This is a genomic window from Streptomyces sp. NPDC042336 (assembly GCF_055581985.1).
On record NZ_JBVJEA010000006.1, the window covers coordinates 251,928 to 271,591 of the forward strand.

The window sequence follows — 19,664 nt, forward strand, 5'->3', positions numbered from 1 at the left end:
GATCACGACCCCCCGGGTTCGCGGCCGAGGGTCTGCAGCCGGGTCAGCGAGCCGTAGCGGGACACGAGGGCGTCGAACTCCTGGTCGTCGTGGAAGTCGAGCTGTCCGCCGCCGTAGGCCTTCGCGGTCTCGACGGCGAACCGGGCGGCGGCCGCGATGTCGGTCTCGTGGCTCGCGCCCGTCTGGCAGCCGGGCACCGCGGCCGCGGAGGTGATCGCGAGACCGACCACCGGTGCGGCCGTCGCCGTGGCCGGCTGCAGGATCGAATTGATGTGGTGTACACCGTTACCGTACGGGGTGATGTCCTGGGTGGTCACGGGGTACGTGACCAAGGGCTCACCGGTCACCACGGCCAGCAGCTCACCGAGCCGCTCGCTCACCTTGAGCACCCAGCCCTCCTTGACGGTGGGCGACAGGGCGAGGCCCTTGTGGTTGATGATCCGGTTGCCCTTGGTGGTGTCGACGGAGAGCACGGCCTCCATCTCGCCGGTGACCTCGTGCCGGTTCATGGTCGCGATGTCGACGGGCGAGTCCATGAACGGCACCGGGTCGTGCGGCGCGGTCGGGGCGTTCGGGCAGATGTGCGTGGCCACGATCACGTCACCGTCGAGCACGTCGCCCCGGCGCCGCATGTCGAGCAGCTTCGCGGCCGTGGCGAGCGCGGCGATCGCGCCGTCCGCGTCGGAGACCAGCCCGACGGCTTCCGGGCGCGCCCCGACGCCGCCGAGCCGCCCCACCACGCCCAGCGTCCGCGCGGAACCGCCGCTGCCGCGGCCGGCCCGGCCCGGTATCCGTACGAGCACGAAGTCCGTCGAGCCGCGCTCGCCGGTGACGGTGGTGACCTCGGCGCCGGAGCCCTCGGGGCCCGCTACGGAGTCGAGGTGGGCGGCGACGCGCTTGCCGTCGACGTCGGGATCGTCGAGCAGATCCACGAGGTCCAGGACGTACTTCAACATGGGCAGTTCTCCTGATCCGCACCGGGGGCGGTGCTCCCAGCAGGTTCGGGATGGACTAGCGTTGTCCGCAACTGTTTCCCGTTATCTGCAATACGGGTCTGCATGCTGAGATGTGAGGGAGAGGAGCCGCCATGTCCGGTCGCCCGGTGGAGCCCGTGGACCGCAGGACGCCGGCCGGGGCGCTGCAGACCGTCGACCGCGCCCTGCTGGTGCTGCTGGCGTTCGAGCGCACCCGCCCGGACTGGGGCGTCACCGAGATCGCCGCCGAGTTCGGCTGGGACACCTCGGTCGCCCAGCGTCTGCTGTCCACTCTCGCGGGCCGCGGTTTCCTGGTCTCCGACCCCGCGACCCGCCGCTACCGGATCGGCCCGGCCGCCCTGCGCCTGGGCCGGCTGTGGGAGCGTTCCGGCTCGCTGGAGCTGCTGGCCGAACCGGTGCTCCAGGAGTTGCGGGCCGCCACCGGGGACACGGTGCTCTTCTGCCTGCCCGACAGCTTCCACATGCGCTGTGTCGCGGCCGTCGAGGGCGAGGAAGGACCGCTGCGCTACTACCCGCTGGTCGGCGAGCTGTACCCGGCGCACGCGGGCGCCACCAGCAAGTCGTTCTACGCCTTCCTGCCCGACGAGCAGCGCCACCGGCTCTTCCGCGGGCGCCCGATGGCGCGCTTCACCGAGCGCACGGTCACCGACCCGGACCAGCTGGAGCGCGAGTTCCGCACCGTCCGCGCGCAGGGCTACGCCTGGACGGTCGGCGAGTACGACGCCGGCATCGGCACGGTCGCCATGCCGGTGTTCCTCGGCTCGGAGCCCTACGGCAGCCTCAGCCTCGGCGCCGCCAAGGAGCGCTTCCCCGAGGGGCCCGAGGACCGGCTGGAGGTGCTGCGCCGCGCCGCCCGGCTGCTGGAGCAGCGCCTGACCCACCCGCCCCAGCACCACCGGCGCCCGCGCGCCCCCCGTACGTCCTGACGCACCACCGATCCACCCCCGTCGACGAGGAAGACCCCCGTGAACCTCCTGCTCCTGTCCAACTCCACCCAGCACGGCCGCGGCTACCTGGAACACGCCCTCGACACCGTGACCGGCTTCCTGCCCGCCGGGGCCCGGCTGGCCTTCGTCCCGTACGCGCTGGCCGACCACGACGCCTACACCGCCCGGGTCCGCGGCGCGCTCGCCGGCGCCGGGATCGACGTGCGGGGCGTGCACGAGGGCGGCGACCCGCTCGCACGGCTCGGCGAGGCGGACGCCGTGTTCGTCGGCGGCGGCAACTCCTTCCGGCTGCTCGCCGCGCTGTACCGCACGGGGCTGCGGGATGCGCTGACCGAGGCCGTGAGCGGCGGGCTGCCGTACATGGGGGCCAGTGCCGGGACCAACATGGCGGCGCCCTCGCTGCGCACCACCAACGACATGCCGATCGTCGAGCCGCCGTCCTTCGAGACGCTCGGGCTGGTCCCGTTCCAGATCAATCCGCACTACCTCGACCCGGACCCCGGCTCGACGCACAAGGGCGAGACCCGCGAGCAGCGGCTCACGGAGTTCCTGGAGGAGAACGACGTGCCCGTGCTGGGCCTGCGGGAGGGTTCGTGGCTGCGGGTCGAGGGCGACCGGGCGGTGCTCGGCGGTGAGCGCGACGCCCGGCTGTTCCGCCGGGGCACGGCCCCGCGCGAGCTGGCGGTGGGCTCGGACCTTTCCGAACTGCTCACGGTGCGAGCCGAGTTCGACACCCGCGCCTGACGACGGCGACGCCGGAGGCCCGTACGGGGCTCCGGCGTCGTCCGTTCGGGTGCGGTGCGGTCAGCGCTTGATCTCCTTGATCTTCAGCATGCGCGTGATGACCTTGTCCAGTTCCTCGTCGTCGAAGACCTTCTTCCAGTCCTCGCGCACGATGGACTCCCGGCCGTAGTCCATGGCGATCAGGCAGGCGTCCGAGAAGGGGTTGGAGCCCTTCAGGGTGTTGGCGAGGGCGACCTGGGTGTGGCCGAGCAGCATCGCGCGGGCCGCCTTCTCGGGGACGCCGACGGTGTGGACGGTCTCGTGCAGGGCCTCGGTGAGCAGGGCGCCGACCATGCAGGCGATGGTCTCCACGAGGGTCGGCTCCAGCACGGCGAGCTGCTTGACGGTGACCCAGTGGACGTCGACGACCGGGGCGTACATGACGCGGACGACGGAGTCGGCGAGCTCCTGCTTGGCCGGGTCCCCGCCTTCGTAGGCGGCGACGACCTCCTGCGGGGCGGCGATGCCGCCGAAGGTGTCCTGCCACTCCTCCTTGGTGGTGCGCTCCAGGAACACCGAGGGGTGGCAGGGGTGGGCGCAGGCGTAGTGGATGTCGTCGCGGGCGAAGAGCAGTCCGGCGTAGGCGGCGGCCGGGTCGAGGGTGAGGACGACGGTGCCCGGCTTCATGAGCGGCACGAGTTCCTCGGAGACCTTGCCGAGGACCACGTCGGGCACGGCGAGGATGACGACGTCGGCCTCGGCCGCGGCGGCGGCGGATTCGGTCAGTTCCCGGCCGAGGTCGCGGATCAGCTCCTGGCCCTTGGGCGAGGCCTCGCTGAAGAGCACCCGGAAGTCGCTCCCGACCAGGTTGTTGGAGACACGCTGGCCCATCTTGCCGGCGGCCCCGATGACGGCGACGGTCTGCACGTCGGCGCGGGTCTGGATCTCGGTGGCCATTACTTGCTCCTCAGGAGGGTGTTGATGCTGTGCTGCGTCCACTGGTGTTCGAGCCGGGCGGTGGCGTCGTAGCCCTCGTCCTGCCACGGGAGCCAGTGCTCCACGATCTGGTTGACGCCGCGGTCCCCCGGCCGGGCGGCGTGTACGGCGGCGATCATGCCGTCGTGGTCCAGGAGGCCCTCCCCGAGCGGGCAGCCGGCGTAGGTGAAGCCGACCCAGCCGTCGCGGCGGGTGAAGGCGAAGTCCTTGACGTGGATGTTGACCACGTACGGCGCGGTGGCGCGGACCACGTCGGCGGGGCGTTCCAGCCGGGCGACGCTGTTGCCGGGGTCGAGGACGATGCCGAGGTGTGGATCGTCGACGGCGCGTACGACGCTCACCAGGTCGTCGGTGGCGACCTGCTCGTAGGTCTCCAGGCCGAGGGTGACGCCCGCGTCGGCGTAGCGGGCCACGGCCTCCTTCAGGAGCGTCACCGCCTCGGTGGTGTCCGGACGGTGGCCGGCCGTGTTGAGCATGGAGCGGACCAGGGTGACGCCCAGTTCGCCCGCCATGTCGAGGTAGGTGAGCAGGTGTTCGGGACGGACGCCCCGGGTGCCGAGTTCAAGGGTCAGTCCGAGGTCCGCGGCGGTGTCGCGGAGGTCGGTGAGCCGCGCGCGGTCGTAGGACTCGATGGGCGCGTAGTCGCAGATCTGGAAGACCTCGCCGCCCAGTTCCGCCGTGTCGCGGAGCATCTCCGGCAGGCTCATCGGCTCGGGGGCGCGGTCCGAGACGCGCCAGAAGTAGGCGTAGGTGCTGATGCCGTACGCCATCACGCCACCGCCGCCGGGGCCGGGGAGCGGATCTCGTCGAGGATCGCCTCCACGTTCGCCGGGTCGTGGGCGAAGCGGCCGAGGAACAGGCCCTCGGCGGTGCCGGCCAGCCGGGTCAGCAGGCCGGGGCCCGCGCTGCCGCCGTAGATGACGGTGGAACCGGCGTGCCCGGGGTGGGAGTCGAGCCAGCCGCGCAGCGCGGTGCACACGGCCGCGATGTGGTCGGCGGAGGCGGGCTCGGGGGCGCCGATGGCCCACTGGGGTTCGTAGGCGAGCACGACCGCGCCGCGCAGGCCGCCGAGCAGGCGTTCGACCTCGGCGACCGTGCGGGCGGCGGCGTCGGCCGGGTCGGCCTCGTCGCGTTCGCCGACGCACAGGACGGGGGTGAGGCCGTTGCGCAGGGCGGCGGCGGTCTTGGCGGCGACCACGGTGTCGCCCTCGCCGTACAGGCGGCGGCGCTCGGCGTGGCCGACCTCGGCGTAGCGGCAGCCGATCTCCTTGAGGACGGGGCCGCCGACCTCACCGGTGTAGGGGCCGCTGTCCTCGGTGGCGATGTCCTGGGCGCCGAGGGCGACGCCGTAGGGGGCGAGGATGCCGGTGGCGGGGACCAGGGCCGGGAAGGCGGGGAGGACGAAGAGGCGGGCGGCGCCGGAGGTGACGGCGGGGTGGTGCTCGGCGAGGGCGGCGATCCTGCGGGACCAGTTGAGCGTCTGGTGGTGGCCGAAGTACATCTTGAGGCTCACCCCCAGCAGCACGGGCGACGGTGCGGGGGCGGGCATCAGGCGGCCGCCCCGTCGCCGGCCGCGTTCGCGTCCGCCGCGCCGGCGTCGTCGGCGGTCTCGTAGTCGCTCATCAGCTGGACCTTGGCGGCCGAGGCGGAGCTCTCGTCGAAGCGGTAGGTGAGCCACTCGGCGGCCAGCCGGCGGGCGAGTTCGAGGCCGACGACGCGCTGGCCGAAGGTGAGCACCTGGGCGTTGTTGGAGAGGATCGCCCGCTCGACGGAGAAGGAGTCGTGGGCGGTGACGGCGCGGATGCCCTTGACCTTGTTGGCGGCGATGGCGACGCCGAGGCCGGTGCCGCACACGAGCAGGGCGCGGTCGGCCTCGCCCCGGGCGACCATCTCGGCGGCGGCGATGGCCACCTTCGGGTAGGCGGTGTGGCCGTCGGCGTCGACGCCGACGTCGGTGACCTCGGCGACCAGGGCGCTGGCGCGCAGGTCCTGCTTGAGGACTTCCTTGTACTGGTGGCCGGCGTCGTCGGAGCCGACGACGATGCGGAGCTTGTCGGTCATGGCGGCTTTCCTCAGTGGTGGTCGAGCAGTGCGCCGTGGACGGCGCGGGTGATCAGGGCGAGTGAGTGGGCTCCCGCGTCGGGAGTGCCGAGGGACTTCTCGGCGTGCGGGCGGGCCCGGCCCCTGCGGGGCAGCAGGTCCGCGGTCCCGGCGGCGGCCGCGGTGGCGGTGGTGGCGGCCCGGTCCCAGGCTTCGGCGAGGGCCAGGCCCTCGGCCGTGCCGGCGGCCAGCGTGTCGGCGAAGGGCACGAGGACGTCGACCATGGTCTTGTCGCCGGCCTCGGCCCCGCCCAGCCTGCGTACGGCGGCACAGGCCTCCGTCACGCCTTCGGCGACGCGGGCGGCGTCCGGGGCGTCCCGGTCGCCGAGGGCCGTGCCGAGGGAGCGCAGGATCGTGCCCCACAGGGCGCCGGAGGTGCCGCCCGCCTTGTCGGCCCAGGCGTCGGCGGCGCGGGTGAGGACGGTACCGGCGCCCGCGCCGAGCCCGTGGGCGTCGGTGGCGGCCCGGAGGGCGGCGGTGGAGCCGCGCCGCATGCCGATGCCGTGGTCGCCGTCGCCGGCCACGGCGTCGATCCGGCCGAGTTCGTCGGCGTGGGCGTCGACGACCCGGGCCACCGCGTCCAGCGCGGCCAGCACGGTGGCGGCGGTCCGGCGCGAGGCGTCCGAGGCGGCGGGTACGGCGGTGTCCGCGGATGCGGCGGCGTCCCGGGCGGCCGCGGTCACGGGTGTCCGGTCCTGATCCGGCTCCGGGGCGTCGAGGGCGCCCTTGCGGTAGGCGGGCGTGTCGGCCGGGGCCCGCCACAGCTCCTCCAGCCGGTCGTCCAGCCAGGTCAGCGTGAGCGAGATGCCTGCCATGTCGAAGCTGGTGACCAGTTCGCCGACCTCGGGGTCGACGATCTCCACTCCGGCGTCGCCGAGCAGGGCCGCGACCTTGCGGTAGACGACGAACAGCTCCTCGTACTTGACGGAGCCGAGGCCGTTGAGGATCACCGCGGCACGCTGTCCCGCCGGGCCGGCGACGTCCTCGGGGAGTTCCTTCAGCAGGGTGTCGACCAGCAGCCGGGCCGCCTCGTCGGCGGTGGGCAAGGCCTCCTCGCCGATGCCGGGCTCGCCGTGGATGCCCAGACCGACGGCCATCCGGGCCTCGGGGACGGTGAACAGGGGATGGTCGGCGCCGGGCAGCGTGCAGCCGGAGAAGGCGATGCCGAAGGAGCGGGTGCGGGCGCCCGCCCGTTCGGCGACGCGCAGCACCTCCCGCAGAGGCAGGCCCTGCTCGGCCGCGGCCGCCGCCGCTTTGAAGACGGGCAGGTCACCGGCGATGCCGCGGCGCTTGGCGGACTCGTCGGGGCCCGCGCTGGAGATGTCGTCGGCGACGGCGAACGTCCGGGTCTCGATGCCGTCGGCGGCCAGTCGTTCGGCGGCCTGTCCGAAGTGCAGGACGTCACCGGCGTAGTTGCCGTACATCAGCAGGACTCCCCCGCCCCCGTGCGCGGCCCTGGCCACGGAGTGGATCTGCCGGGCGGAGGGCGAGGCGAAGACGTTCCCGACGGCCGCGCCGTGGGCCAGACCGCGGCCGACCAGGCCGGAGAACGCGGGGTAGTGGCCCGAGCCGCCGCCGATCACCACGGCGACCTGGCCGGCCGGGGTGGCGGTGGCCCGTACGACGCCGCCGGTGACCGGCCGGACCCAGCGCCGGTGGGCGGCGGTGAAGCCCTCCAGCGCCTCGTCGGCGAAGGCGGCCGGGTCGTTGAACAGGCGGGTCATCGCAGGGCCTCCTCGGCCTGGGGTGCGGAAGCGGGGGCCGGCTCGTCGGTGCGGTTGCGGGCGGCGAGCAGGATCATCAGCGCGGCGGACAGCAGCATGAAGAAGCCGACGAGGTAGAGCGGCAGGTAGTAGGCGCCGCTCCAGTCCTTGAGCCAGCCCGTGATGTAGCTGGAGGCGAATCCGGCGACGTTGCCCGCGGTGTTGATCAGGGCGATGCCGGCCGCGGCGGCGGCGCCGGTCAGGAAGCGGGAGGGCACCGACCAGAAGACGGGCAGCGCGGCGAAGATGGCGCAGGCGGTCACGGTGATGACGGCGACGGTGGCGGTCGGGGAGCCCATGTAGAGGGCGAGCGGGATGGACACGCCGCCGACGACGGCCGGGCCTGCCACGTGCCAGGTGCGGGTGCCGTGGCGGGTGGCGTGCCGGGTCCAGAAGAAGAGGACGACGGCGGCGGGCAGGTACGGGATGGCGGTGATCCAGGCCTTGTCCATGACGCTGAAGGTGGTGTCGTACTGGTCCTGGAAGCCGTTGATGATCGTCGGCAGGAAGAAGGCCAGGGCGTACAGGCCGTAGACGAAGCCGAAGTAGACGGCGGCGAGGGTCCAGACGCGTCCGCTGGTGAAGGCCTTCCTGAGGTCGCCCTTGGCGTGCTTGCCCTCGTGGCCGGTCTTCTGCGCGTTCTCGGCGGCGAGCTCCGCGGTCAGCCAGTCGCGCTCGGCGGGGGTGAGCCACTTGGCGTCGGCGGGCTTGTCGATCAGGTAGAACCAGGCGATGACGCCCAGGGCGATCGCGGGCAGCGAGACGAACAGGAACATCACCCGCCAGCCCTCCAGCCCGAACAGTCCGTGCCGGCCGATCAGCCAGCCCGCCAGCGGGGCGCCGAAGACGGTGGTCAGCGGCTGGGCGAGGTAGAACAGGCCGAGGATCTTGGTGCGGTGGCGGGAGGGCACCCACTGGCTGAGGAAGAGGATGGCGCCGGGGAAGAAGCCGGCCTCGGCGACGCCGAGCAGGAAGCGCAGCGTGTAGAGCTGGCCGCTGCTGCTGACCCAGGTGAAGAGGAGGGAGACGATGCCCCAGGTCACCATGATCCTGGCCAGCCAGCGGCGGGCCCCGAAGCGGTGCAGGGCCATGTTGCTGGGGACCTCGAGCACGATGTAGCCGAGGAAGAAGATCCCGGACGCGAAGCCGAACTGGGCGGCGGTCAGGGCGAGGTCCTGTCCCATGCCGTTCGGTTCGGCGAACGAGACGGCCGTGCGGTCCAGGTAGTTCACGAAGAACATCAGCGCCACGAACGGCACGAGACGTACTGAGACCTTCTTGATGGCAGTTCTCTCGACTGCCGCGGATGGCGCTTGGGCACCCATGGGCGACTCCTCGGCTCGCCCGGACAACTCCGTCCGGGTTGGGTCACTCCGGGTGGTCCGCCACGGGGGCGGCCGACCGGTTCGCCTTCACGCTAAGCCTCCGGACCAAATTGGTCACCAATTTACCAGTGTGGCGAGCGTCATAGATCACCCGACGGCTCAACTCTTGACAAACCGCGGCCGAGCAGGCGATGAACTGCCTGGTCAGCGAGGCGAGTACGGCATCTGGTTCACTGGTGACCGTGACCAGTCAGCCTGATCAGCACAGCTCCGCCGACGCACCCGACCTCGCGCGGCTGCTGCGCCCCGTAGTGCGCGAGTCGTCCGTCAGCGAGGTCGCCAAGCGGCTCCTCGACCACCTCTCGGCCGGCGACATCAAGCCCGGCACCCGGTTGCCCGCCGAGCGGCAGCTGGCCGAGGCCCTGGGTGTCGCCCGGTCCAGCGTGCGCGGGGCCCTGTCGGCCCTGGACGTGCTCGGGATCATCGAGATCCGCCCCGGCTCGGGGTCCTACGTCCGCGAGGGCACCTCGGAGTTCCTGCCCCGGGCGATCAACTGGGGCCTGATGCTGGGCCAGCGGCGCACACAGGACCTGGTCGAGGTCCGCACGTACATGGAGGGCGTCTCGGCCCGGCTCGCGGCGGAGCGGGCCACCGACGCGGACGTGGCCAGGCTGGAGGAGCACCTCCAGCACATGCGCGACGCGGGCGGGGACGTCACGGCGTTCATCGACGCCGACATCGCCTTCCACCTGGAGACGGCCCGCATCGCCCGCAACACCGTGCTCAGCGACATCCTGCACAGCATCCGGGCGCTGCTCCAGGTCTGGATGGAGCGCGTCAGCGACATCGAGGGCACCGTCGGCGGCACGCTGTGCGAGCACGACGCGGTGCTCCAGGCCATCCGGGCCCGCGATCCGGAGGCCGCGGACCGGGCGATGGCCGAGCACATGCGGATGGCCAGCGCCCGGCTGCGCGCCTCGGTGGACGGCGGGGCCTGACCCGGCCCGAACCGCCTCGCCGCGCGGTCTGTCGGAGGTGCCGCCGCGTCAATAGCCTGGTGCGGCCATGCCGTTGCCGACCGAGGAGTCCCATGTCCACCGCGCAGCAGGTCCCCGACATCCTCTCCCCCGAGTTCGCGGCGAACCCGTATCCGGTCTACCGGATGATGCGGGACAGCGCGCCCCTGATCCGGCACGAGGCCACGAAGAGCTGGATCGTCTCGCGCTACGAGGACGTGGAACGCGTCTTCAAGGACCGCGCCGGTCAGTTCACCACGGAGAACTACGACTGGCAGATCGAGCCCGTGCACGGCAGGACGATCCTCCAGCTGAGCGGCCGGGAGCACGCGGTCCGGCGCGCCCTGGTCGCCCCGGCCTTCCGCGGGGCCGACCTCCAGGAGCGGTTCCTGCCGGTCATCGAGCGCAACTCCCGTGAACTCATCGACGCGTTCCGGCACACCGGCCGCGCCGACCTGGTCGCCGACTACGCGACCCGGTTCCCCGTCAACGTCATCGCGGACATGCTGGGCCTGGACAAGGCCGACCACGACCGGTTCCACGGCTGGTACACCTCGGTCATCGCGTTCCTCGGCAACCTCTCCGGAGACCAGGAGGTCGCGGCGGCCGGTGCGCGCACCCGGGTGGAGTTCGCCGAGTACATGTTCCCGATCATCCGGGAGCGGCGCGAGAACCCCGGCGACGACCTGCTGTCCACCCTGTGCGCCGCGGAGGTGGACGGGGTCCGGATGAGCGACGAGGACATCAAGGCGTTCTGCAGTCTGCTGCTCGCGGCGGGCGGCGAGACCACCGACAAGGCGATCGCCGGCATCTTCGCCAACCTGCTGGCCCACCCGGAGCAGTTGGCGGCCGTGCGCGAGGACCGGAGCCTGATTCCGCGGGCCTTCGCCGAGACGCTGCGCTACACCCCGCCGGTCCACATGATCATGCGTCAGACGGCGACGGACGTCACGCTCAGCGGCGGCACGATACCCGCCGGCGCCACCGTCACCTGTCTGATAGGCGCGGCCAACCGGGACGAGAGCCGCTACCGCGACCCGGACCGCTTCGACATCATGCGCGACGACCTCACCACGACGACCGCCTTCTCGGCCGCCGCCGACCACCTCGCCTTCGCGCTCGGCCGGCACTTCTGCGTCGGGGCGCTGCTGGCCAGGGCCGAGGTCGAGACCGGGGTCGGACAGCTCCTGGACGCGCTGCCCGACCTGCGGATCGAGGACGGCTTCGAGGTGGTGGAGCGGGGCGTGTTCACCCGGGGCCCGCAGTCGCTGCCGGTGCGCTTCACGCCCGTGGCCTGAGCGGCGGCGCGGGTCCTCAGGCCACCACAGGGGTGAAGAGCGCGGGCAGGGTGGTCAGACCGCGCATCCAGATGGACGGACGCCAGGTCAACTCCTCCGGCTCGACCGCGAGTACGAGGTCGGGCAGGCGTTCCAGCAGGGTCTCGACCGCGGTGCGGGCGATGACGTCGGCGAGCAGCGGCGCCGGGTACGGGCACCGGTGTTCGCCGTTGCTGAAGGACAGGTGCGCGGAGTTCTCGGCGCCGACGTGTGCCTCGGGCCAGAGCTGCGGGTCCGTGTTGGCCGCGGCGAGGCCGAGCACGAGGCAGTCGCCGGCCCGGATCTGCCGACCGCCCAGCTGGGTGTCGTTGACGGCCCAGCGGCCGATGAAGTTCTGCGTGGGGGTGTCCAGCCACAGCACCTCGTTGAGGGCCTCCCCCACGCTGAGGCGGCCGCCGGAGACGTTCAGGGCGAAGCGTTCGTCGGTGAGCAGCAGGCGCAGCGTGTTGCCGATCCAGTTCGCGGTGGGCTGCTGGGCGGCGGCGATGACCGAGATCAGGTCCTGGACGACCTCCTCGTCGGTCAGTCCCGCCGGGTGGGTCAGCATGCGGGAGGTGACGTCGGGTCCGGGGCGTTCGCGCTTGTGGCGGACCAGCCGGTGGATGCGCTCTCCCACGCGCGTGTAGGCTGCGACCGGGTCGTCCCCCTCGGCCGCGTCCAGGGAGATGCGCAGGTCTTCGACGAGCTGCTGGGTCTCGGCCCCGGTGTGCGGCATCCCGCACATGCGCACGGCGGCGCGCATCGGCAGGGGGTGCGCGTAGCCGCTCATCAGCTCGGCCCGGCCGCTGCCGGCGAAGGCGGCGATGAGCCGGTCGGCGAGCTGTCTGCAGTCCCGGGCCAGCTCGAACTGGTCGATGCCGGCCAGCGCCTGGGTGATGACGCCGGCCCGCCGCCGGTGCTCCTCGCCCTCGGTGAACAGGACGGACGGCTGGTGTCCGACGTAGGGCAGAAGGGGCCAGTCGGGCGGGATGCCGCCCCACTGGTTCCAGCGGCGCGAGTCCCGGGCGAACAGCTCGTCGTGGCTGGTCACGTAGCTGACCTCGGGGTAGCCCAGGACCAGCCAGGCGGGGATGCCGCCGTCGAGGAGCACGGGCGCGACGGCGCCGTGTTCGGCCCGCAGCCCTCGGTACAGCTCCGACGGCGTCTGCTGGTACTCCAGTCCGGCCAGCGGTACGGCGTCGGGGTGCGCGGGGCAGCCCGGCGCGGCGACGGGGTGGGGTGACGGGTCGATGTCGGTCACGATGCGCTCTCCTGGGCCAGGGCCAGTTGGTAGAGGTGGTCCACGAGGGTGACCAGCACGTGCTTGCCCGAGGTCCGCACCCGCGCGTCGCAGTCGATCAGCGGCACGTTGTCGGGCAGCGCGAGGGCCAGCCGGATCTCGTCCAGGGAGTGCCGGGCGGTGTCGTCGTCGAAGCGGTTCACGGCCACCACGAACGGGGTGCGGTGGTGCTCCAGCCGGTCTATCGCGTACCAGGAGTCGTCCATGCGGCGGGTGTCGACCAGGACGACCGCGCCGAGGGTGCCGGAGAACAGCCGGTCCCACAGGAACCAGAAGCGTTCCTGTCCGGGCGCGCCGAACAGGTACAGCACCATGCGGTCGTTGAGACTGATCCGGCCGAAGTCGAAGGCCACGGTCGTGGTGGTCTTGGACACGACCCCGCCGGTCTCGTCGACGCCGACTCCGGCCTGGGTCATGACCTCTTCGGTGTTGAGCGGCCGGATCTCGCTCACCGAGCGGACGAGGGTGGTCTTGCCGACTCCGAAGCCGCCCACGACGACGATCTTCAGCCCGGTCTCCGCGGCGTCGGCCAGGGGCTTGCGTCCGGAGGCGGCGGGCGCCGCGGAGGCCGGGGCCGAGCCGGCGGCGGTCCGTTCGGAGGATTCAGAGGTTGCGGAGCCCATGGAGCACCTCCTGGAGCAGGGCGGTATCGGGGTGCGACGCGGCGGTCTGCCCCAGGCGCGGGTGGCGGGCGGTGATGCTTCCGGTGACGAGCAGGTCGCCGAGCAGGATGCGGACCACCGTGATCGGCAGGGCCAGCTCGGCGGCGATCTCGACCACGGCCGTGGGGTGCCGGCACAGGTCGAGGATGCGGACGTGCTCCGACTGCATGCCGGCCGACGGCCCGCACTCGGCGACCACCAGGGTGACGAGGTCGAACGTGTCGTCGGCGCGGCTGCGCCCGCCCGTGACCGTGTAGAGCCGGTCGGGTGCGCCGGTGTCCACGGGCCTGCGCGTCACGACGGGCTGCCCCCGGGGACGGCGTGGCGCGGCTCGGCCCTGAGGTGCTCACCGATCTGCTCGACCAGCTCGGTCATCTGGTGGCCCACCACGCCCGGATCGGCGTCCTCCACCGCGACGACGGCCAGGTGCGCGCCCTCGCCCGCCTCCACGATGAACAGCAGGCCCCCGTGGAACTCGGTCATGGAGTGCCGGACGCCGCCGGTCCCGTTGCCGAACTCGACGGAGGCGCCCTGGGCGAGGGCCTGGATGCCCGAGCAGATCGCGGCGAGCTGGTCGGCACGGTCCAGGGTGAGGTGTTCGGTCCAGCAGAGCTTGAGGCCGTCGCGCGAGAGGACGAGGGCGTGGCGGGTGCCGGGGGTGCGGTCCAGGAGGTTCTGCAGGAGCCAGGTGAGGCTGTTGTCGGTGGTCTGCATGATGGGTGCGGGGACGGTGGTTGCAGGTGCTGCGGTCACCGGCCCGTTCCTCCAATCTCACGAGCGACACGGGCAAGAGGGGCGGGGCACCGGTACGGGGCCGTGCGGCGCGGGTGCGAGGGGGCGCGAGGGGGGCGTGGCCCGGTCGCCTAGCCCGGGGCGGGCGGTTCGGAGTCCGGTGTCCCGCCCGCCGCTCCTGACCGGCGCCCGCGATGGAAGGCGCCGAAGCTGGCCCCGGCGTCGCGGGAGGCCGACGCGGCCGGGTCGGCGGGCGGCCGCTGGTGGTCTCGGCGTTCCCGCTCGGCCTCCGCCTCGGCCATCGTGCGGCCTGGGGAGCGCATGGGCAGGCCGCCCGGCGTGGCGGACGCGGGGCCGGGGCGCACCGCCTGTTCGGGAAGGCCGGTCCGCTGTGCCGGGCGGACGTCCGGGACGCGGTGGGTGAACGCCGGGCTCTCCGCGGCCGGGGCGGGACCGGGGACGGTGGAGGCGCCCCTCCCGCCGAAGGTGCGGCCGGTCAGCACGGGTCCCGGGTCCCGCTGCTGGGCGAGCAGTTGGGGCGGCACCAGGACGACGACGCCCGTGCCGCCACGGGACGAGGGCCGGTAGCTCACGCCGACGCCGTACTTGGCGGCCAGCCGTCCCACCACGGCGAGGCCGAGGCGCGTGCCCTGCAGCGAGGCCAGGTCGTTCATCCGCCCCGACACCGCCTGTTCGGCGTGGCGCATGGCGGCGTCGGCCATCTTCAGGCCGCTGTCCTCGATGGTGATGACGATTCCGGCGGTACGTTCCTCCACGTAGACGTGGACCTCGTCGATGGGCGGCGAGAAGTTGGCGGCGTTGTCCATGAGTTCGGCCAGCAGGTGCATGACGCCCTCGGCCGCGTAGCCGGAGATGGCGGCGTCGGTGGAGCAGTGCATCCGCACCCGCTGGTAGGCGGCGATCCGGCCGACGGCGCCGCGCAGGATGCTCTCCATCACGATGGGTCTGTTCCACGCCCGGCTGGAGCGTCCGCCCATCAGGAGGGCCAGCCGGTCGGTGATGAGGCCGAGCTGCGAGGTGCTGTGGTCCAGGCGCAGCAGGTCTCCGAGGACCTCCTCGCCGTGGCGATCCTGCATGTCCCTCAGGTCGGCGAGCATGCTGACGGCCTTCGCCTGGACGCGGCTGAGGGACTTGGCGGAGGCGGCCTGCGCGGCGGCGGTGCGCCGTTCGCTGTGCGCCAGTTCCCGGACGAACAGCTCGGCGCAGGCCCGTGCCGGTGCTCCGCGCGGCCACTCCAGCTCAGCGAGGACGATCTCCGCCGAGGTGCCGTCCCGCAGCTTCTCCACCGCGGCGGGCAGGGTGCTGTTGGTCAGGTGCTCCAGCTCGGCGGTGCCCCGGCGCGCCTCCCGCAGTGCCTGCTGGCGCCGGGACTCGGCGTCCGCGGCGTGCCGTACGGCGTCCTCCACCAGGACGGCGAAGCTCTGCACGACCTGACGCAGGTGGGGGCCCGAGACGGGGGCGGTGTCGGCGACGGCCTCGTCCGCGCCGGTGCCGTCGCGCACCTGCTGGGCGATGCCCGGCAGCGCGACGTTGACCAGGTGCACGAGCCCGGCGTTCTCCTGCGCGAGCTGGGCCTTGAGGGCGCTGATCTCGGACCGGCGGGCCGCCGCGGTCCGGCGCGCCCGTCCGATCAGGTGGGAGCCGAGGACGACGGACACAGCCACGCACAGCCAGGACGTCACGGCGAGGGTGGCGGTCCAGCTCCGGGCGGTCTCGGGAGCGGCCGCCCAGGCGGCACCGGCGGCCGCGGCGGCGGCCGGCAGCACGAGCAGGGGGACGGCTGGGGTTGAGCGGTGAGGTTTCTGCGTCCGGGGCGGGGTGGGGGGTGCAGACACTGACATTCCGCGGTCCCTCGGGTCCTTGAGAGCGGGGAAAGGGCCGGTCGACCTGGGTCGGCCGCGGGCCGGAGCCGTGCCACCGTGAGTGGTGATCACTCCGGCGGGCTTGCGGCTCATGCTAGTCACCGGGTCGACCGCGCATGCCGGACCGGCCGCAGACCCCACCGAGGAGCGAACTTTCCCGACATCTCGCCAATCGAACTCACCGATGTGGTACAGGCGTTCTGCATGGGGCGGGTGTTCCGGGAAGAGGTCCGGGGCAGGACGCCGGGTGAGTTGCGCTCAGTCGCCCAGATGGCGGGCGAGCGCCCGGGCGACCTCCCGCGCGGCGGGTGCCGTCCAGCGCCTGCGGTGCCGGGCGAGCCGTACCGGCGCGTCCGGGAACGCGGGCCCCTCGACCCGTACCAGGCGCCCGCGCCGGAGTTCCTCGGTCACCGTGGTCAGGGGCAGCAGGGCCAGTCCCAGCCCGGCCGCGACGCAGTTGCGCGCCGCGTCGACACTGCCGAACCTGGTCAGCCGGGGCCCGACGTCCGGCACCTCCAGCAGCCGGCGGGCCAGCGCGTCGCTGTAGGAGCAGCCCTCCTCCAGCAGGAAGAAGCTCTCCCCGGCGAGCTCCGGCCAGCTCGCCGCGCGCTCCCGGGCGGCAAGGGGGTGTCCGGGCGCGGAGACGAGGACGAGCGGCTCGCGGCCGACCGGCTCCGAGGTCACGTCGGGGAACTCCGTCTCCTCCTCCAGCAGCAGGGCGAGGTCGAGCCGTCCGGACCGCAGCCCCTCGACGCTCTCCCGGGTCCCGGCCGCGTACAGGTGGACGTCCACCTCGGGGTGGCTCGTGCGCAACGCGGCGACCAGTTGCGGCAGGCGGCCGGCGCACAGCGACTCCGGGCTGCCGATCACCACCCGCCCCGACACGGCACCGGCCTCCGCGCTCCCGGCCCGCAGCCGCGCCACGGCGTCGAGCACCTCCTCGGCCCGTTCCAGGAGGCGGCGGCCGGCGTCGGTGAGCAGCGCGCCGGTGGGCAGGCGGTCGAAGAGCCGCACACCGAGGTCCCGTTCCAGGGTGCGGATGTGCACGGTGACCGTGGACTGGGCCAGGTGCAGCTCGGCCGCGGCGGCGGTGAAGCCGCCGGTGCGGGCGAGCACGGTGAAGGTCGTCAGCAGTCGGGTGTCCACGGACTCAGGATATGCGGTTTCGCGATGGAGAGGATCGTGAACGATCGTTGGACACGATCGGACGACACCTGGCAGCGTGTCCGCCATGACGACAGAGATCCTGCGCTACTCGGCCTTCACCCACGACCCGGCGGGCGGGAACCGCGCCGGAGTGGTCCTCGACGCCTCCGGGCTGGACGACGCGGCGATGCTGGCGATCGCCGCCGAGGTGGGCTACTCCGAGACCGCGTTCGTCACCGGCGGCGACGAGGAGCGACGGCGGTTCCGGGTCCGCTACTTCAGCCCGCTGGCCGAGGTGGCGTTCTGCGGGCACGCGACGGTCGCGCTGGCCGTCGCCCTCGCCGAGCGGCTGGGCCCCGGCGAGGTCGTCCTGGACACACCCGCCGGTGAGATCCCCGTGTCCACCGCGGCCGACGGGAACGGAGCGGTGCGGGCCACCCTCACCAGCGTGCCGACGCGTTCGCGCCCGGCTCTGCCCGCCGAACGCGACGCCACGCTCCGGGCGCTCGGCTGGACTCCCGCCGACCTGGACCCCGCCCTGCCCGCCCATGTCGCGTTCGGGGGCAACGACCACCTCGTGCTCGCCGCGGCGTCCCGGGCCCGGCTGGCCGACCTCGACTACGACTTCGACGCGCTCGCCGAGGTCATGCGGCGGTACGGCTGGACGACGGTGGACCTGGTGTGGCGCGAGTCGGCCGAGCGCTACCACGCCCGCAACCCGTTCCCCGTCGGCGGCGTCGTGGAGGACCCGGCGACGGGTGCGGCGGCCGCGGCGTTCGGCGGCTACCTCCGCGAACTGGGCCTGGTCACCCGGCCGGGCACGATCGCGATCCGCCAGGGCGAGGACATGGGCCGGCCCAGCGAGCTGCTGATCGAGGTGAGCCCGCGCGATCCGCGCACCCGGGTCACGGGACAGGCCGTGCCCGTCTCAGGGGCGTCGGTCTGAGACCACCCCCAACACCGTCTGGGCGACTGTGGGATGCGGTGGGGCCCGACTGCGGTTCGGATGGGTGCCATGCGCAGACCCATAGCCGTGGCGAAACGCCACTCACGCCTGCTCACCTCAGGCGTCATCCTCGCCGCCCAGTCACTCCTCCTGACCCTGGCCGCCGTCCCGGCCACCGCCTCCGCCGACGACACCCGGACGCCCGCTCGCGGCACCGCCCACATGGGCACCGGCGTCCTCGCCCACGAAGGGGTCCAGGGCCGCCCCGTCGGCACCCGCGTCGCCCAGACCGAGGGGGTGGACGTCTCCAGCCACCAGGGCAACGTCGCCTGGTCGACCCTCTGGAAGAGCGGCGTGAGGTGGGCCTATGTGAAGGCCACCGAGGGGACCTCCTACCGGAACCCCTACTTCGCCCAGCAGTACGGCGGTTCGTACGACGCCGGCATGGTCCGCGGCGCGTACCACTTCGCGACCCCGGACACCGCCGGCGGCGCCGCCCAGGCCGACTACTTCGTCGACCACGGCGGCGGCTGGTCCAAGGACGGCAAGACGCTCCCGGGCGTCCTCGACATCGAGTACAACCCGTACGGGGCCACCTGCTACGGGCGGACGCACAGTCAGATGGTGAGCTGGATCCGGTCCTTCCTCGACCGGTACGAGCAGCGCACGGGCCGGCACGCCGTCATCTACACCTCCACCAACTGGTGGACGCAGTGCACCGGGAACTACAGCGGTTTCGGCGCGAGCAACCCCTTGTGGATCGCCCGGTACGCCTCGACCGCCGGGACGCTCCCGGCCGGCTGGGACTTCCACACGATGTGGCAGTACACCTCGTCCGGACCGACCGTCGGGGACCACGACAAGTTCAACGGGGCGTTGGACCGCGTCAAGGCCCTGGCCAAGGGCTGACGCGATCCGCCGGGTCCCCGAGCCGACCGTCGCGTTCAGCGGCCGGCTCGGGGACCCAGTATGTCGGCGACCTGTTCGCGCACCACGTCCCGGGCCCCGACGGGCAGCGCGCCGAGGTCCGTCCGCTCCAGGGCGTCGAGGGCCCCGTCGGCGCCCGCGTCGCACCCGACGGCCTCGCTGAGCACGTCGTAGCCCTCGCGGACGGCGACGCGCAGCCGGTGCCGGCCGTCGCCGTCGAGGTGCACGGCGGTGGCGACCACCAGGGGCGGCGGACCACCCGCTTCGGCGGGCTGCTTGCGGTAGCCACTGGCCACCGGCGTGCGCCAGCGCAGGCCGAGCAGCAGGTGACGCTTCGCCATCACCTCGGCCAGATCGGTCTCGTAGGGTCGGTCCGGGCCCAGCACCGTGGCGCGGGCGTCCAGCACGAGGGCCGCGGGCAACAGGCAGCGCAGGCTGCTGCCGACGAGGTTGCCGCCGACCGTGGCCGTCCGGCGTACCGCTCCGGTGCCGACCGAGCCCGCCGCCCGGCGCAGCACCTCGGGCACCCGGTCGTCCACGCGGTGCAGTACCACGGCCGCGCCCAGCGACTCGGGTCCGACGACGGTCGCCTCCGGCAGCGCGCGCAGCGACATGGCCAGTTCCGGGAAACCGTCGCGCTGCCAGGTGGCCCACACGAGGGTGGCCCCGCCGATGGGCACCGCGCCCTGCGCCATGCACTCCTGCGCTTCGGTCACGGTGGTGGGCTGACGCAACAGCATGGCGATCGACCTGCTTCCCGGGAGTCGGCGGCCGGACGACACCGCGTCTTCCGCCGGGTGATCACGGTCACAGGGATTGTCCGTACCACGAAGGGGGCGCGTACAGGGCTCACTCGTTTCCCGCGTGCGCCCTCCGCGCGCCGATGG

20 protein-coding genes are annotated in these 19,664 nt (G+C 73.0%); 6 read left to right on the top strand and 14 right to left on the bottom strand.

Annotation, left to right across the window (positions count from 1 at the left end; all coding sequences use genetic code 11):
- Window positions 1-2 precede the first annotated feature (2 nt).
- A complete protein-coding gene (locus ACZ6IM_RS15945) occupies window positions 3-956 on the bottom strand; it encodes a DUF1177 domain-containing protein (RefSeq protein ID WP_052841279.1) in 954 nt (317 codons plus the stop codon).
- A gap of 131 nt (window positions 957-1,087) precedes the next feature.
- On the opposite strand from ACZ6IM_RS15945, the gene ACZ6IM_RS15950 reads away from it, so the two are divergent.
- Window positions 1,088-1,921 (top strand): IclR family transcriptional regulator, encoded by an 834-nt coding sequence (locus ACZ6IM_RS15950; RefSeq protein WP_052841278.1) that lies wholly within the window; start codon window positions 1,088-1,090, stop codon window positions 1,919-1,921.
- 39 nt (window positions 1,922-1,960) lie between these two features.
- Window positions 1,961-2,686 carry a dipeptidase PepE gene (gene pepE, locus ACZ6IM_RS15955; protein ID WP_052841277.1) on the top strand — a complete coding sequence of 242 codons (726 nt, stop codon included), beginning with the start codon at window positions 1,961-1,963 and terminating at the stop codon, window positions 2,684-2,686.
- Window positions 2,687-2,746: 60 nt separating this feature from the next.
- Here pepE and ACZ6IM_RS15960 read toward each other — a convergent pair whose 3' ends face one another.
- The 6 genes from ACZ6IM_RS15960 to ACZ6IM_RS15985 are packed head-to-tail and all read right to left on the bottom strand — an operon-like array spanning window position 2,747 to window position 8,849.
- The gene (locus ACZ6IM_RS15960; protein ID WP_052841276.1) at window positions 2,747-3,622 is read right to left on the bottom strand and encodes a phosphogluconate dehydrogenase C-terminal domain-containing protein; all 876 of its coding nucleotides are present in this window, start codon (window positions 3,620-3,622) and stop codon (window positions 2,747-2,749) included.
- Window positions 3,622-4,431 carry a sugar phosphate isomerase/epimerase family protein gene (locus tag ACZ6IM_RS15965; protein WP_052841275.1) on the bottom strand — a complete coding sequence of 270 codons (810 nt, stop codon included), beginning with the start codon at window positions 4,429-4,431 and terminating at the stop codon, window positions 3,622-3,624. The genes ACZ6IM_RS15960 and ACZ6IM_RS15965 overlap by 1 nt, the downstream gene beginning before the upstream one ends.
- Window positions 4,431-5,210: a triose-phosphate isomerase family protein gene (locus tag ACZ6IM_RS15970; protein WP_052841274.1), complete on the bottom strand. Its 780-nt coding sequence runs from the start codon at window positions 5,208-5,210 to the stop codon at window positions 4,431-4,433. The genes ACZ6IM_RS15965 and ACZ6IM_RS15970 overlap by 1 nt, the downstream gene beginning before the upstream one ends.
- Window positions 5,210-5,722, bottom strand: a complete 513-nt coding sequence (locus tag ACZ6IM_RS15975; protein WP_052841273.1) for a ribose-5-phosphate isomerase — start codon at window positions 5,720-5,722, stop codon at window positions 5,210-5,212. The genes ACZ6IM_RS15970 and ACZ6IM_RS15975 overlap by 1 nt, the downstream gene beginning before the upstream one ends.
- A gap of 11 nt (window positions 5,723-5,733) precedes the next feature.
- Window positions 5,734-7,485, bottom strand: a complete 1,752-nt coding sequence (locus ACZ6IM_RS15980; protein WP_469557061.1) for a dihydroxyacetone kinase family protein — start codon at window positions 7,483-7,485, stop codon at window positions 5,734-5,736.
- Entirely contained in the window at window positions 7,482-8,849 is a 1,368-nt protein-coding gene (locus tag ACZ6IM_RS15985; protein ID WP_052841271.1) for an MFS transporter, read from the bottom strand. Before ACZ6IM_RS15985 ends, ACZ6IM_RS15980 begins: the two co-directional genes overlap by 4 nt.
- Window positions 8,850-9,085: 236 nt before the next feature.
- Here ACZ6IM_RS15985 and ACZ6IM_RS15990 point away from each other — a divergent pair, with 236 nt between their 5' ends.
- Together ACZ6IM_RS15990 and ACZ6IM_RS15995 are read left to right on the top strand one after the other, a co-directional pair.
- The gene (locus ACZ6IM_RS15990) at window positions 9,086-9,847 is read left to right on the top strand and encodes a FadR/GntR family transcriptional regulator (protein WP_469557063.1); all 762 of its coding nucleotides are present in this window, start codon (window positions 9,086-9,088) and stop codon (window positions 9,845-9,847) included.
- A 92-nt stretch (window positions 9,848-9,939) separates the two neighbouring features.
- Window positions 9,940-11,163, top strand: coding sequence for a cytochrome P450 (locus ACZ6IM_RS15995; RefSeq protein ID WP_052841269.1), 1,224 nt, complete (start codon window positions 9,940-9,942; stop codon window positions 11,161-11,163).
- A gap of 16 nt (window positions 11,164-11,179) precedes the next feature.
- Here ACZ6IM_RS15995 and ACZ6IM_RS16000 read toward each other — a convergent pair whose 3' ends face one another.
- From ACZ6IM_RS16000 to ACZ6IM_RS16025, 6 genes are all read right to left on the bottom strand, one after another.
- On the bottom strand, window positions 11,180-12,442 hold the full coding sequence (locus ACZ6IM_RS16000; RefSeq protein ID WP_052841268.1) for a cytochrome P450: 1,263 nt from the start codon (window positions 12,440-12,442) through the stop codon (window positions 11,180-11,182).
- Window positions 12,439-13,104 carry a GTP-binding protein gene (locus ACZ6IM_RS16005; RefSeq protein WP_469557064.1) on the bottom strand — a complete coding sequence of 222 codons (666 nt, stop codon included), beginning with the start codon at window positions 13,102-13,104 and terminating at the stop codon, window positions 12,439-12,441. The genes ACZ6IM_RS16000 and ACZ6IM_RS16005 overlap by 4 nt, the downstream gene beginning before the upstream one ends.
- Window positions 13,085-13,441: a DUF742 domain-containing protein gene (locus ACZ6IM_RS16010; RefSeq protein ID WP_469557065.1), complete on the bottom strand. Its 357-nt coding sequence runs from the start codon at window positions 13,439-13,441 to the stop codon at window positions 13,085-13,087. The genes ACZ6IM_RS16005 and ACZ6IM_RS16010 overlap by 20 nt, the downstream gene beginning before the upstream one ends.
- The gene (locus ACZ6IM_RS16015) at window positions 13,438-13,857 is read right to left on the bottom strand and encodes a roadblock/LC7 domain-containing protein (RefSeq protein ID WP_030189712.1); all 420 of its coding nucleotides are present in this window, start codon (window positions 13,855-13,857) and stop codon (window positions 13,438-13,440) included. Before ACZ6IM_RS16015 ends, ACZ6IM_RS16010 begins: the two co-directional genes overlap by 4 nt.
- A gap of 149 nt (window positions 13,858-14,006) precedes the next feature.
- Window positions 14,007-15,737: a sensor histidine kinase gene (locus ACZ6IM_RS16020; protein ID WP_469557066.1), complete on the bottom strand. Its 1,731-nt coding sequence runs from the start codon at window positions 15,735-15,737 to the stop codon at window positions 14,007-14,009.
- A 279-nt stretch (window positions 15,738-16,016) separates the two neighbouring features.
- Window positions 16,017-16,904, bottom strand: coding sequence for a LysR family transcriptional regulator (locus ACZ6IM_RS16025; protein WP_469557068.1), 888 nt, complete (start codon window positions 16,902-16,904; stop codon window positions 16,017-16,019).
- A gap of 85 nt (window positions 16,905-16,989) precedes the next feature.
- Between ACZ6IM_RS16025 and ACZ6IM_RS16030 the strand changes: the two genes are divergently transcribed.
- Together ACZ6IM_RS16030 and ACZ6IM_RS16035 are read left to right on the top strand one after the other, a co-directional pair.
- The gene (locus ACZ6IM_RS16030; RefSeq protein WP_469557070.1) at window positions 16,990-17,850 is read left to right on the top strand and encodes a PhzF family phenazine biosynthesis isomerase; all 861 of its coding nucleotides are present in this window, start codon (window positions 16,990-16,992) and stop codon (window positions 17,848-17,850) included.
- 69 nt (window positions 17,851-17,919) lie between these two features.
- A complete protein-coding gene (locus ACZ6IM_RS16035) occupies window positions 17,920-18,759 on the top strand; it encodes a lysozyme (RefSeq protein WP_052841263.1) in 840 nt (279 codons plus the stop codon).
- Between the two features lie 35 nt (window positions 18,760-18,794).
- Here ACZ6IM_RS16035 and ACZ6IM_RS16040 read toward each other — a convergent pair whose 3' ends face one another.
- Window positions 18,795-19,517 carry an FAD binding domain-containing protein gene (locus tag ACZ6IM_RS16040; protein ID WP_052841262.1) on the bottom strand — a complete coding sequence of 241 codons (723 nt, stop codon included), beginning with the start codon at window positions 19,515-19,517 and terminating at the stop codon, window positions 18,795-18,797.
- Window positions 19,518-19,664: the final 147 nt, after the last annotated feature.

What these genes read in the sequence shown, in the direction of transcription:
- ACZ6IM_RS15970 (WP_052841274.1), bottom strand. Translation starts at nt 5,210, where the DNA reads ATGCCCGCCCCCGCACCGTCGCCCGTGCTGCTGGGGGTGAGCCTCAAG.
- ACZ6IM_RS15965 (WP_052841275.1), bottom strand. Translation starts at nt 4,431, where the DNA reads ATGGCGTACGGCATCAGCACCTACGCCTACTTCTGGCGCGTCTCGGAC.
- ACZ6IM_RS16030 (WP_469557070.1), top strand. Translation starts at nt 16,990, where the DNA reads ATGACGACAGAGATCCTGCGCTACTCGGCCTTCACCCACGACCCGGCG.
- ACZ6IM_RS15950 (WP_052841278.1), top strand. Translation starts at nt 1,088, where the DNA reads ATGTCCGGTCGCCCGGTGGAGCCCGTGGACCGCAGGACGCCGGCCGGG.
- ACZ6IM_RS15995 (WP_052841269.1), top strand. Translation starts at nt 9,940, where the DNA reads ATGTCCACCGCGCAGCAGGTCCCCGACATCCTCTCCCCCGAGTTCGCG.
- ACZ6IM_RS15985 (WP_052841271.1), bottom strand. Translation starts at nt 8,849, where the DNA reads ATGGGTGCCCAAGCGCCATCCGCGGCAGTCGAGAGAACTGCCATCAAG.
- ACZ6IM_RS16035 (WP_052841263.1), top strand. Translation starts at nt 17,920, where the DNA reads ATGCGCAGACCCATAGCCGTGGCGAAACGCCACTCACGCCTGCTCACC.
- ACZ6IM_RS15975 (WP_052841273.1), bottom strand. Translation starts at nt 5,722, where the DNA reads ATGACCGACAAGCTCCGCATCGTCGTCGGCTCCGACGACGCCGGCCAC.
- ACZ6IM_RS16020 (WP_469557066.1), bottom strand. Translation starts at nt 15,737, where the DNA reads ATGTCAGTGTCTGCACCCCCCACCCCGCCCCGGACGCAGAAACCTCAC.
- ACZ6IM_RS15980 (WP_469557061.1), bottom strand. Translation starts at nt 7,485, where the DNA reads ATGACCCGCCTGTTCAACGACCCGGCCGCCTTCGCCGACGAGGCGCTG.
- ACZ6IM_RS16015 (WP_030189712.1), bottom strand. Translation starts at nt 13,857, where the DNA reads ATGCAGACCACCGACAACAGCCTCACCTGGCTCCTGCAGAACCTCCTG.
- ACZ6IM_RS16040 (WP_052841262.1), bottom strand. Translation starts at nt 19,517, where the DNA reads ATGCTGTTGCGTCAGCCCACCACCGTGACCGAAGCGCAGGAGTGCATG.
- ACZ6IM_RS15945 (WP_052841279.1), bottom strand. Translation starts at nt 956, where the DNA reads ATGTTGAAGTACGTCCTGGACCTCGTGGATCTGCTCGACGATCCCGAC.
- ACZ6IM_RS15960 (WP_052841276.1), bottom strand. Translation starts at nt 3,622, where the DNA reads ATGGCCACCGAGATCCAGACCCGCGCCGACGTGCAGACCGTCGCCGTC.
- ACZ6IM_RS16005 (WP_469557064.1), bottom strand. Translation starts at nt 13,104, where the DNA reads ATGGGCTCCGCAACCTCTGAATCCTCCGAACGGACCGCCGCCGGCTCG.